This window comes from Aquiluna sp. KACHI24 (genome assembly GCF_025997915.1).
Classification (GTDB): domain Bacteria; phylum Actinomycetota; class Actinomycetes; order Actinomycetales; family Microbacteriaceae; genus Aquiluna.
The window spans coordinates 1,091,492-1,103,154 of the sequence record NZ_AP026677.1; the positions used below are offsets into that span (position 1 = coordinate 1,091,492).

The window sequence follows — 11,663 nt, forward strand, 5'->3', positions numbered from 1 at the left end:
TCGACTCACTCAAAGAGGATTGTTGAAACCTTCTTTGCAAATCGGTCTGAGAGCGCTTGAACAACCGAGGCGTAGGTGCGCTTTGTTATCTCCACTCCTGAGTGGCCAAAGCCTTGGCTAATCTCTTCCAACAAGACTCCAGCTTCCAGGGCAAGATGAGCAACTGTGTGGCGAAGATCATGAATTCGTATCCTTCGAAGGCCAGCTTCTTTGAGCTTTCTGTTGAATGCCCGTGTTAGATAACTTGGTGACATAGGAGCTCCGTTTGCTCCGAGGATTATGTGTTCATTCGTAGCCAAACCTCTTAGTTGGAAACGATGATTTCTAAGTTGAAGTAGCGAGGCAGCGAGTTCGTCGCTCATCGGTAGCGTTCTAACAGATGCTTGGGTTTTTGGCGCTCCCTCTGTCAACTTGATTTCAACATCACCATTGAGCCCAAGCTGACGCCTCTCCCCTCTTGATCTCTGAATCTTCAAAGTTTGATTGGCGAAATTCACATCGCTCCAGCGCAAAGCAAGAATTTCACCTTTCCTCATGCCCGTGCTCAGGGCAATCAGCAGAAATGCCTCTAGGTCTGAGTCCCTGAAGGCAGCGAGCGCCGCACTTGCCTCCTCGAGCGTCCAAGGTGATTGAACTTGCGAGGGCTTGCCACCACTCTCCGAGTACCTGGGGACCTTTGCCACAGGGTTTGAATCCAGAATACCCTGACGCACAGCGAAGGCGAATAAGGCATGCAGTTTTGCGCGAACTGTGTTTATGGAACTGGTCCGGAGATTCGATTGCGCCAACGAAGACATCAAGTCTTCTATTGCAGCCGAGTCAACTTTCTCAATGCTTCGGTTCCCCATTACCGGGACAACGTAAAGCCGCAATAGATGGACACTATTTGCCAGAGACGTCGAACGAACGCGCATTTTTTGGAATTCGACATACCTTGCAATTAGGCCTTGAACATCTATTGCTGCATTCCTCCTTGACTTCAGGTTGGGTGACCGCGCCAGATCAATCGCCCTCCTCTCTGCCTCAGACTTGGTCTTGGCACGACGTTGAATAGCCCTTCTCTTGCCGCTACTGTCTCGGAACGAGACCTGGAAGATCCAACGCTTGTGTTTTTCTGAGTACCAAACAGAAGTACCGTCTCTCATCGGTAACCTCCACACAGGCTGTCCACATAGGCCTCGATGGATTTAATTGGGATTCTTGCAGAGCCACGGACGTGGACTACTTGAATTGCTCCTTGCTCAACGAGCCTGTATACGGTGCTTTTTGAGACATGCAGGTAGTCGCGTGCTGCCTCTGGAATAGAAATAAGCATCTCTGCCCTTTCGATAAAAAGGTTTACTGGGATGGCAGATTTGGCATTAGGCAGAATTGCCCGAGTGAATTCTCGGGATAAAAGAAAATCGGTTTCGACTTCTCTCTCGATCAAGTCGACTGAACTTGCGAGGTGAAGATATCTTCGCCCGAGTGAACCGGTAAGAGACCCGAAACGCCGAAGCATTTTTAAAGTTTTTTTGGATGAAGTGCTGAGTTTTTGACTTAACACGATTTGAACCCCTCCTTCAAATGGAGGGCCCGGGCCCGGAGGCCAGTAAATTCGTGGGACTCAGAGAGCCACCTAGGAGAATTGAACTCCTGACCTGCTCTTTACGAGGGAGCTGCTCTACCGACTGAGCTAAGGTGGCGCGCGAAAAGACTACCAAAAGCAAAAGGGGCACCATTGCCGTGGTGCCCCTTTTATAGGAGGCCCTGAACCTGTCAGGGTTTTCACCCGCAGCAAAAACACTCGGAATTTACTGCGGGGAAGCTCGAAATCACTGAGTTAAATCTCGTGCCGTAGCGGTTTATTCCAAGCTGAAACTAACTGGCGAATTGGATTTAGTTACAAGACAACTTCATCTGCAGAAACACCTGACCATCTTCTGTAATTTCTCCTGTTTTTAGGAATCCGCATTTGGTGTAGCTGCGAATGGCTCTTTCGTTGTGCTTGAGAACCTCAAGTGTCAGGGAGCTCAGGGAAAGAGATTCAAACGCGAACTTGATCACCATTTCAAGCGCCTGGGTACCAAGTCCTCGTGAGGTTTTTCCCGTTATGAGGGCAATCCTCATGTTCATCGATTGCTGGTCAGCATCGAACTCGTTGAGCACGATTTCGCCCACGAATTCCTGAGTCGCGTTCTCTATGATTGCCCAGTCCAGGCGTTCGGTTGCTCCGGGTCTAGTTTGAAGCCAGTGAGTTAGCTGCTCGATCGTGAATGATCCACTACTGGCTGTCCATGCACTAGTTTCCTCATCGCCAATTAGCGCGACATACTCCTCAAGTCTGGAAATCTCCAGCTGCACGAGAGTGACCTTGCTACCAGACAACGTGGGGGCCACAGTGGGAAAATCAACCGGCATAGAAAGAGGCTAGCGGTTGGCGACTGAGGTTTCTAATGCAACCCAGGCTGCCAGACCCCGGCCCGGATCAACCTCGCTCTGGCGGCATCTTCGATTGGTGACTCTGGGCCAATCGCAAACCTCATGAATCTAAGAAGCGAGGTTGTGACTGGGCGAGTAAACCAAAGCGGCAAGCCCTTGAGGCCAATCATCGCTCGATACTCCACGGGAAGTGTCGCGAGAGCTGATTGAAAAAGCAGGGCATAGACCGGCTTAGCCAGTGGCGGCAGTGGAGCCCTCTTAATCCAACTGATTACAGAACGAGTCTTTTGATTGACCACGAGCTCAGATTTGAAAGCGTCCAGAGTTTGAAATAACTCCGTTTCGGATTTAGGTGCCTGTTTTAGACCGAGTGGTTCTACGGAGCGGGCCCAGAGCCTCACATAGGCATCTGCTCCCCCGGGGATTTCACGCTTTGAGTAATTTTGGTGGGCTCTTAGAAAGCTCTCCATAAAGGCGATGTGAACCCATAGCAAAAGGTGCGGGTCCGCTGCTCGATAGCTGGAGCGTTCGCCGTCTGCGGTTTCATACTCACCGCTGACTCTGTCATGCATTCGGTTCACGCGGCCAGCTTCGTTCTGGATGGCGGTGTGAGAACCAAAGGTCGTAACGGTGAGCCAGCGGATAGTGCCTGACAGCCTGCCGAGTGGATCCTGCTCATACCGCGAGTGCTGAGCAACACCGGCAAGTGAACCTGGGTGCAAGGCCTGCATCAGTAGCGCCCTGATGCCGCCAACTAATGTTGCGAAATCTGCGTGCACGATCCAAGGAGCATCTTCGGGTAGAAATAGACCCGGCTCATCGCCTTCGGCAACAATAGGCAACCAGGGTGGGATGCCCTGTGGGTCACCAGAGAGAAGTTTGCGAAACCTTTTTGAAAGGTTTTCTTGTAACCGATTGTTGGGCAATTAGAACCTAATCTTTATGAAACTACCTACTGGAGAACCATGACCGAGCAAGAACTAATCCAAGAGTTTCAGAAAAACCGACTACACATCATCCTCGCTCAACTAGCGCCTACGGCCCTGCTGGCATTTGCAGCCATCGCAACCCCGGGGATTGCTAGCTCGGATGAATACGTGAAGCACGCATTCGCATTGATCTTGTTAGCGTCGGGAATCTTGGGCGCACTTGCTGAATACTCGGCAGCCGCGCAGGCTCAGGCAGCAATTGACGATTTGAAGGCGCTTCCAGGAGCGTCCAAGCTTCGCTCTCGCGTAATCGCATTCCGCCCCTGGCTTGAGATTGTGAAGTTTGTAACTCCGACGATCTTTGTTGCCATTTTTGGCTTTATCCTGGCTGGTCTTTACCTCTAGAGACGACAAAACCCCGAGGCATTCGCCTCGGGGTTTTGCTTTAGCTTGACTAGTGCTGGACTGCCTTAGCGATACCCGCACCGGTTAGGGAGCGAACCTCGAGCTCGGCATACTTCGCATAGTTACGCTCGTTGGAAGTCTTAGTTCCAAGCCAGCCCATGAAGAAGCCGAATGGAATTGAGATGATTCCGGGGTTTGCAAGTGGGAACCAGTTGAATGCAATTCCACTGTCGAATGGAATCAAGCTGGTTGCCGCACCTGACACCACTGGGCTGAAGACCAACAGACCAACGGCTGAGAACAGACCACCGTAGATGGCCCAAACCGCTCCGCGGGTGTTGAACTCTTTCCAGAACAGTGACAAGAGCACTGCAGGTAGGTTTCCACTGGCTGCGATTGCAAAGGCAAGCGCAACCAAGAACGCTACGTTCAGACCCTGGGCGGCAATTGCCAAAACAATCGACAGACCGCCAATTACAAACGCTGCAATACGAGCAACCTTGACTTCTTCTTCAGCAGTTGCGTTGCCCTTCTTGATCACGTTGGCGTATAGGTCGTGAGCCAGCGATGACGAGGAAGCCAGGGTTAGACCCGCCACCACAGCCAAGATTGTTGCGAATGCAATCGCACCAACCACGGCTAGCATCACTGCACCACCAACGGTTCCAGCACCACCACCGAGATACTCGGCGAGCATTGGGGCTGCCACGTTTCCTGCCTTGTCCTTGGCGGTAATGGCCTCAGCACCAACCAAAGCCGCAGCACCAAAGCCGAGGGCGATGGTCATTAGGTAGAAGGTTCCGATGTGACCAATGGCCCAGTTCACACTCTTACGAGCGTCCTTGGAGGTTGGCACGGTGTAGAAACGAATCAGGATGTGAGGAAGACCCGCTGTGCCCAGAATCAGAGCCAGAGCTAGCGAAATAAGATCCAACTTTGAGAACAGGGTCTTCAAAGCATCTAAGTTTCCAGCCTCATCAAAGACATCCTTACCAAATCTCTGACCTGGTTCTAGGAAGCTGGGATTACCCGAGGCGGCTTGCGCAGCACCGAGTAGCTCAGAGATGTTGAACTGGAAGTGGACCAAAACCATGATTGTCATCACGGCTGCACCGGTCATCAGCAAGAAGGCCTTGATGATCTGCACATATGTGGTTCCACGCATACCACCAACGGTCACGTAGATGATCATCAGGACACCAACGCCCACGATTACCCAGTTCTTTGCAGCACCATCGGTGAAGCCGAGAAGCAGGGAAACCAGTGCACCAGCACCAACCATCTGAGCAAGCAGGTAGAAGACCGAAACCACAACCGTAGAGGTTGCGGCAGCGGTTCTTACCGGACGCTGCTGCATGCGGAAAGCCAGAACATCACCCATTGTGAATCGACCGGAATTGCGCAGTGGTTCAGCAACGAGCAGCAATGCCACGAGCCAAGCGACCAAGAATCCAATCGAGTACAAGAAACCGTCGTACCCAAACAGTGCGATGGTTCCAGCGATACCTAGGAAGGAGGCTGCCGACATGTAGTCACCGGCAATGGCGAGACCGTTCTGGAAACCAGAGAAGTTGCCACCACCGTTGTAGAAGTCGGTTGCCTTGGTGTTCTGACGCGACGCGCGGAACACCACGTAAAGAGTTACCAAAACAAAGAGTAGGAACAGTGCACTTGAGACTGTTGTGTGGTCTAGATTCACTGAGCCAACTCCTTCTCCACCTGATCACGCAGCTTGTCGCTAGCGCCATCTAGGACATGCGAGGAGTGACGTTCGTAGAGCCACATAATCACGAACGTAGACACAAACTGCAAGGTGCCCAGGATGAAGGCGATGTTGATGTTTCCGATAACTGGGGTAACTACAAAGTCACGAGCAAAGGCCGTGAGCAAAATGTAGATGAAATACCAGGAGAGAAAAGCCGCGGTCAGAGGAAATGCAAACCCCCTGAAGCTCTTTCTCAGCTGGGCGAATTCGGGACTGGACTGAGTAGTCTCCCAAACTCGTTGCTGCTGATCCGACATTGAACTCCTTTGTTCATTCGGCCGGTCCTACCGACCGAAGCATTGCTGCCTATCAGACTCTAGCGAAAAAAGTTGTTTGTAACTCAACCAGCGCAGGTTTTATTCCCGGTACCGATATCTTCACCCCGGAAATAGGCCTCGACAATTGCATCAACACAGACGTTTGAACCGTATGCGGTGTGGCCTTCACCCTCATAGGTCAGTAGCACCGCCCCATCTAGAAGTTCTGAAAGGGCAACCGCCTGCTGATAAGGAGTTGCCGGATCTCCCGTGGTACCCACCACTAACGGACCCTTGGCCAAATCAACCTGGTAGTCCAAAGTGACCATGGACTTACCTTCTGGCCACGCTTCACAGGCCAAGTTTGGGTAGGCGAAATACTTACCGAAGACCGAGCTGGCTTCCAAAAACTCGTCATTCAGCCCCTGAGCTTCCTCGGCAGTAATTCTTGAATCTGCGCACGAGATAGCGAGATTCGCCTCGTTCAGGTTCGAAAGGTAGCCCTCGGCTACATCTCGGTCGTTGTAGTAATCCGCAAGCAGCAGCATGGTGGTGCCATCACCTGTGAGCGCTTCTTTGAAAGCCTGGGATAGATAGATCCAAGACTCTTGGGAGTAAAGCGCTGCGAATATGCCAGCGAGCGCCGACTGCAGAGTCAGCTCGCGATCAACCTGGGTCTCAAGCGGCGTGGTTTCGATCTTTTTTAGGAAATCCGCCACCACAGTTAGGGCACTATCCACACTGCCCTGGAAAGGACACTCGGTGTCGCCAATACAGTCCGCAAGGTAGGCCCGGAAAGCTGAGTCAAAACCGACGACCTGGTTCAAGAGCATCTCAGATTCACTCAGCTGTGGGTCCATCGCTCCATCTAGCACCAGGTTTCCAACCTTGTCTGGAAAAAGGGCTGCGTAGGTGGTTCCCAGCAGGGTTCCATAGCTAAACCCCAAATAGTCAAGCTTTTCGGCACCCATAAGAACTCTCATCAGCTCGAGATCGCGTGCAGCCTGTTGAGTGTTGAAAAAACCGACATCAAAACCTGTTTCCTGACAGCTCAGGGCAAAGTCCGAAAGTACCTTCTTCGAGTATTCGATGTCTGCATCGCTACCAAACTCGTATGGCGACTGGCCATAGTAAACCTCGTCCTTGAGATCTACTGAGCTGCAGTTCACCGCGGTGGACTCCCCGACTCCACGTGGGTCAAAAGCCACCAGCTGAAAATCTTTACGCAGTTCTGCTGAGCCGATGGAGTCATAACCCTCGCGCATCCACTTCACAGCTGATACTCCGGGGCCGCCCGGGTTAACAAAGATTGCCGGCTTGTCCTTGGAGTTTGAGTCTCGCATGAGGGCAAGGGTTATGAAGTCCTTCTCGGGATTCAGCCAATCCAGCGGGGCGGCAATCTCCGCACACTCAAAGCTTCCCTCACAGGGAGTCCAAGAAATCTCTTGGCTCATGACCTCTTCGATCGAGTCGATTTCGGCCAAACCAGCATCCGCCGTGGGTGAGCAACCGGCAAGCAAAAACAGGGAAGCGAAGGCCAGACCTCTAATTCGCACCGGTTCTCCTAAAAATCAATTTCACACACAGCGCTTCCAGCACTAACAGGTCTCTAACGTTACTTGCCAGTCGCCCGCGCGCTGTCGAAATACCATCCAATACTGCAATAGTCATTTCCGCAGTCCCCGATTCTGCGCGAGCAACAATCTCACTTTGGTGCTCCGGGTTATAAAGCTCAGTCCCAGCGGCTAACTGAATTGAAAGCACATCTCGATAGATAGATTCCATATCAGTCAGGATTCGATCCAAACCATCTCGGAGCAGTCTGGTCTGACGACGCTTTTGATTCTCTTCTAACTCTCTAAACGTGGACCTCACGGATGGCGGAAGTTTGTCACCCTCACTGAACCCGAATGCAGCGAGCAGTGCAGTCTTTTCCTGTTCATCGCGCTCGAGGGCAACCTGCTCGGCATCCTTCTTGGCAATCTGCAGAAAGCGCTCCGCTGCCATCATGGCGGAGGATAGATTGTTGATTCCAAGGGCCACCGAGATGGTGTCGCTTCGTCTATTTCTAGCCTCTGAACTGGTTGCAAGGCGCTTTGCCATACCGACGTGGTTTTGCGCCTGTCGGGCGGCAACCTTTGCAATCTCCAAGTCGATTCCGTCTCGCTGGTGCAGTAGCTGCGCCACCTCGGAGGTTGAGGGCAGTCGGAGATTTATGTTTCTGGTGCGGGAGCGAATTGTGGGCAACAGGTCAGAAACCGAAGGGGCGCAGAGAATCCAAATTGTTCCCTCGCTTGGTTCCTCGAGTTCTTTGAGCAAAACGTTCGAGGTTCGCTCCGTCATGCGATCGGCATCCTCCAAGATCAAAATTCGATACTTGGACATGCTGGTGGAAAGCGATGCCTTGCTCACCAGCTCTCGGACCTCGTCGATGCTGATTTGGACTCGGTCTGTGGAAAAGAAGGTGACATCTGGATGCGCGGCTGCAATTACCAATCGACAACTTTGACACTCACCGCAGCCGTTACCCTCACACTGCAGGGCAGCGGCAAAACTCAGGGCCAGATTTGACCTACCGGATCCGTGCGGGCCAGTGAACAGCCAGGCGTGGTGCACACCGCTTTCACGATTTTCAACCACGCGAACTAGTTGCTCGATTGCCTCTGGCTGTCCGAGCAATTCGTCCCAGACTTTGCCGCTCAAGAAATGCCTAGCTCGACGAGTCGGTTTCGAATTGCTGCCTGGATTTGATCGACCGATTGATTGGCGTCGATCACCAAAAAACGCTGTTCTTTTGCTAGCTCGAGGTACATCCCTCGCGCTCGCTCAAAGAACTCAACCTTTTCGCGCTCCAACCGATCCGGCTCGGTGCCAGTCCTTGAGCGCCGCTGAATCGCATCTTGTGCAGGCAGATCAAGCAAGATTGTCAAATCGGGCACCAGGTTGTCCACTGCCCAAAGGGATATGTCGCGGACCTGGTTAACATCTAGATCCCTGGCAGCCCCTTGATAGGCCACCGATGAATCAAAGTAGCGGTCGGTGAGCACAATCTCGCCACGCTCCAGTGCCGGTCTGATCTTGGTGGCAACGTGATGTGCACGATCAGCCGCATATAGCAGCGCCTCAGCTCGCGGAGCAACGTCGCCCTTGCGGTGTAGCAGTAGGTGACGGATTTCTTGCCCTAGTTCGGTGCCACCAGGCTCTAAGGTTCTAAGCACCCTGTGACCACGCGAGATTAAAAACTCCTGCAGGCTCTCCAACTGGGTGGACTTGCCCACACCATCGATGCCCTCAAATGAAATAAACATCAGCGCTTTTTGCGGGTGGTCTTCTTTTGAGTTTTTGGTGTTTCACCCGGCTCCACCCCAAGCTTCTCACGACGAATGGCCAGCAACTCGAAAGCGCGGTCGCTCGATAATTCATCCAGCGGCTCGTCCTTTGGAACAGTCGCATTGATGATGCCGTCAGTTACGTAGTTACCAAACTGGCCGGTCTTTGCAACCACTGCCTTGCCGGATGCTGGATCCTCACCAAATTCGCGGAGCGGAGTTGAAGCTGTTCGGCGAGCGCCGTACTTCGGTTGCTTGTAGATCTCGATGGCTTGATCGAGAGTGATGCTAAAGATTTCGCTCTCGCTGGTTAGTGACCTGGAGTCAACACCGCGCTTTAGGTATGGTCCGTATTTACCATTTTGAGCCGTGATTACCTGACCGCTCTCTGGATCAACACCGACCTCGCGTGGCAGAGAGAGGAGCTTGAGCGCATCTTCCAAAGTGACCGTCGCTACGGACATGTCCTTGAAAAGCGATGCGGTCTTAGGCTTTGGATTGCCCTCGTCCACCAGAGTCACAAACGGTCCATAGCGGCCATCCTTGACGGCAATCTCCAAACCTGACTCTGGGTCGACGCCAAGAATCCGATCTGACGCCGGTGGAGCGGCAATTAGCTCAGCAGCCTTTTCGGGAGTTAGTGCATCAGGTGCCAGACCCTCGGGAATGTTTACGATTCTGCGCTCACCGGCTTCTTCAAGCTCGATGTAGGGGCCGTACTTACCCGTCCTCAGCAGAACTCCCGGAGAGATTTCAAAACTGTTGATCGCTCGTGGGTCAGACTCCCCCAACGATTCAACCGTCTGCTTTAGGCCGTGGTCCCCGAGGTAGAAGTCCTTGAGCCACCCGGTTCTATCCAGCTCGCCAAGTGCGATACGGTCGAGATCCTCTTCCATCTTGGCGGTGAACTCGTAATTCACAAGATCACCAAAGTTCTCCTCCAAGAATCTGGTGACGGTGAATGAAATCCACTCAGGAACCAAGGCACTGCCTTGCTTCACGGCATATCCCTTGGACAAGATCGTGGAGATAATTGCGGCATAGGTTGATGGTCTTCCAATCCCCTGCTCCTCAAGGGCCTTCACCAGGGAGGCCTCGGTATAGCGAGCAGGTGGTTGGGTGGAGTGAAGTTTGGACTCACTGCTCTCAACGACTAAAACATCCTTGTGGGAAAGGTTCGGAAGTTTGGCCTCGTCATCAGATTCTTCCTCACGAGTTTCGTCATAGACCGCCAAGAATCCTTTGTAGGTGACAACGGTTCCGCTGGCGTTGAATACCAACTCGTCCGAACCAAGCTTGGTTCCAAGTCGAACCGAGGTGGTCGAAAGCTTGGCATCAGACATCTGTGATGCAACGGTTCTGCGCCAAATCAGTTCATAGAGAGCTAGCGATTTTCCGGATAGAACTGAACGAAGTTCATCTGGGTGCCTAAAGCTCTCTCCGGATGGACGAATTGCCTCGTGTGCCTCTTGAGCATTCTTCGACTTCGCTCCATATAGACGTGGAGCATCTGGAACTAAATCAGCACCAAAGAGCTTGGTGGCGGCAGCTCTCGCCGCCAGAGTGGCCTGCACCGAAAGCGACGGTGAGTCGGTTCGCATGTAGGTGATGTGACCGTCTTGGTAAAGCTGCTGAGCAGTATCCATGGCCTGCTTGGCACTCATACCAAGCTTGCGGGATGCCTCCTGCTGCAAAGTCGACGTAGTAAAAGGTGCATAGGGCTTTCTGGTTGAAGGCTTCGCCTCGACCGAGAGCACAGTTAGGTTTGCACCCTCAAGACCCTGAGAAATTTTGGTTGCGACCTCAGGGCTCAGAACTACAGCATCTTGAGTGAGCTTTCCATTTGCATCAAAGCTCTTACCTGTTGCCACCCGCTTTGAATTTTGCTCCAGTAGCTTGGCTTCAAACTTGGTGCCATCTTTGCTCAACTGAACGGTTACAGATCCATAGCTTGCAGCCACGAACGCCATGCGTTCACGTTCACGCTCAACAAGCATTCTCATTGCAGGCGACTGAACGCGACCAGCGGAAAGACCACGGTTTATCTTTCTCCACAGCACTGGGGAAATTTCGTATCCAACTAGGCGATCCACCACGCGACGAGTTTCCTGGGCCGCGACTAGATCTTCGTTCAGCGCACGGGTGTTCTGGGCAGCTTGAGCGATTGCCTCTTTGGTGATCTCGTTGAACACCATTCGCTTTACTGGAATCTTTGGCTTCAGGACTTCAAGCAGGTGCCAGGCGATGGCTTCACCCTCGCGGTCTTCATCGGTGGCGAGATAGAGCTCCTCGGCCGACTTCATGGCCGATTTCAACTCGGAGACTGTCTTGGATTTCCCTGGGGAGATTACATAGTAAGGAGAGAAGTCATTCTCAACATCAATCGAAAACTTGGCCAGCGAGCCTTTTTTCTTCTCCGCTGGAAGTTCCTTGGGTTCAGCAAGATCACGAATGTGGCCGACGGATGCGAGTACCTCGAAGTCAGAGCCGAGGTACTTGGCGATTGTCTTCGCTTTGGCGGGCGACTCAACAATCACTAGTTTTTTTGCCACAAATT

The 11,663-nt window shown here is 52.6% G+C and carries 11 protein-coding genes and 1 tRNA gene; 1 reads left to right on the plus strand and 11 read right to left on the minus strand.

The genetic code is table 11. The features are described from left to right. Positions 1-5: 5 nt before the first annotated feature. The 5 genes from OO713_RS05550 to OO713_RS05570 form a co-directional block, all read right to left on the minus strand. Complete coding sequence (locus OO713_RS05550) at positions 6-1,145, minus strand: site-specific integrase (RefSeq protein WP_264785152.1); 1,140 nt, start codon at positions 1,143-1,145, stop codon at positions 6-8. Next, positions 1,142-1,501 (minus strand): helix-turn-helix domain-containing protein, encoded by a 360-nt coding sequence (locus tag OO713_RS05555; RefSeq protein ID WP_264785153.1) that lies wholly within the window; start codon positions 1,499-1,501, stop codon positions 1,142-1,144. Before OO713_RS05555 ends, OO713_RS05550 begins: the two co-directional genes overlap by 4 nt. A 111-nt stretch (positions 1,502-1,612) precedes the next feature. Then, positions 1,613-1,685, minus strand: a tRNA-Thr gene (locus OO713_RS05560). A 193-nt stretch (positions 1,686-1,878) separates the two neighbouring features. After that, entirely contained in the window at positions 1,879-2,400 is a 522-nt protein-coding gene (locus OO713_RS05565; RefSeq protein ID WP_264785154.1) for a GNAT family N-acetyltransferase, read from the minus strand. Between the two features lie 32 nt (positions 2,401-2,432). Beyond that, complete coding sequence (locus tag OO713_RS05570; RefSeq protein WP_264785155.1) at positions 2,433-3,347, minus strand: oxygenase MpaB family protein; 915 nt, start codon at positions 3,345-3,347, stop codon at positions 2,433-2,435. 39 nt (positions 3,348-3,386) lie between these two features. On the opposite strand from OO713_RS05570, the gene OO713_RS05575 reads away from it, so the two are divergent. Continuing rightward, complete coding sequence (locus OO713_RS05575) at positions 3,387-3,755, plus strand: hypothetical protein (RefSeq protein ID WP_264785157.1); 369 nt, start codon at positions 3,387-3,389, stop codon at positions 3,753-3,755. A gap of 49 nt (positions 3,756-3,804) precedes the next feature. Here the strand turns inward: OO713_RS05575 and OO713_RS05580 are convergent, their stop codons facing one another. The 6 genes from OO713_RS05580 to topA all read right to left on the minus strand — a co-directional run bounded on the left by OO713_RS05580 (position 3,805) and on the right by topA (position 11,658). After that, positions 3,805-5,454 carry a cation acetate symporter gene (locus OO713_RS05580; RefSeq protein WP_264785158.1) on the minus strand — a complete coding sequence of 550 codons (1,650 nt, stop codon included), beginning with the start codon at positions 5,452-5,454 and terminating at the stop codon, positions 3,805-3,807. Then, a complete protein-coding gene (locus OO713_RS05585) occupies positions 5,451-5,777 on the minus strand; it encodes a DUF485 domain-containing protein (RefSeq protein WP_264785160.1) in 327 nt (108 codons plus the stop codon). Before OO713_RS05585 ends, OO713_RS05580 begins: the two co-directional genes overlap by 4 nt. An 83-nt stretch (positions 5,778-5,860) precedes the next feature. Next, entirely contained in the window at positions 5,861-7,333 is a 1,473-nt protein-coding gene (locus tag OO713_RS05590) for an alpha/beta hydrolase (RefSeq protein WP_264785162.1), read from the minus strand. Then, on the minus strand, positions 7,323-8,480 hold the full coding sequence (locus OO713_RS05595) for a DNA polymerase III subunit delta' (RefSeq protein WP_264785163.1): 1,158 nt from the start codon (positions 8,478-8,480) through the stop codon (positions 7,323-7,325). The genes OO713_RS05590 and OO713_RS05595 overlap by 11 nt, the downstream gene beginning before the upstream one ends. Then, positions 8,477-9,085 carry a dTMP kinase gene (gene tmk, locus OO713_RS05600; RefSeq protein WP_264785165.1) on the minus strand — a complete coding sequence of 203 codons (609 nt, stop codon included), beginning with the start codon at positions 9,083-9,085 and terminating at the stop codon, positions 8,477-8,479. Before tmk ends, OO713_RS05595 begins: the two co-directional genes overlap by 4 nt. Beyond that, the gene (gene topA / locus OO713_RS05605; protein ID WP_264785167.1) at positions 9,085-11,658 is read right to left on the minus strand and encodes a type I DNA topoisomerase; all 2,574 of its coding nucleotides are present in this window, start codon (positions 11,656-11,658) and stop codon (positions 9,085-9,087) included. The genes tmk and topA overlap by 1 nt, the downstream gene beginning before the upstream one ends. Positions 11,659-11,663 lie beyond the last annotated feature (5 nt).

Coding starts and splice junctions, on each gene's coding strand:
- OO713_RS05550 (WP_264785152.1), bottom strand. CDS start 1,145: ATGAGAGACGGTACTTCTGTTTGGTACTCAGAAAAACACAAGCGTTGG.
- tmk (WP_264785165.1), bottom strand. CDS start 9,085: ATGTTTATTTCATTTGAGGGCATCGATGGTGTGGGCAAGTCCACCCAG.
- OO713_RS05555 (WP_264785153.1), bottom strand. CDS start 1,501: ATGCTTCGGCGTTTCGGGTCTCTTACCGGTTCACTCGGGCGAAGATAT.
- OO713_RS05565 (WP_264785154.1), bottom strand. CDS start 2,400: ATGCCGGTTGATTTTCCCACTGTGGCCCCCACGTTGTCTGGTAGCAAG.
- OO713_RS05575 (WP_264785157.1), top strand. CDS start 3,387: ATGACCGAGCAAGAACTAATCCAAGAGTTTCAGAAAAACCGACTACAC.
- OO713_RS05585 (WP_264785160.1), bottom strand. CDS start 5,777: ATGTCGGATCAGCAGCAACGAGTTTGGGAGACTACTCAGTCCAGTCCC.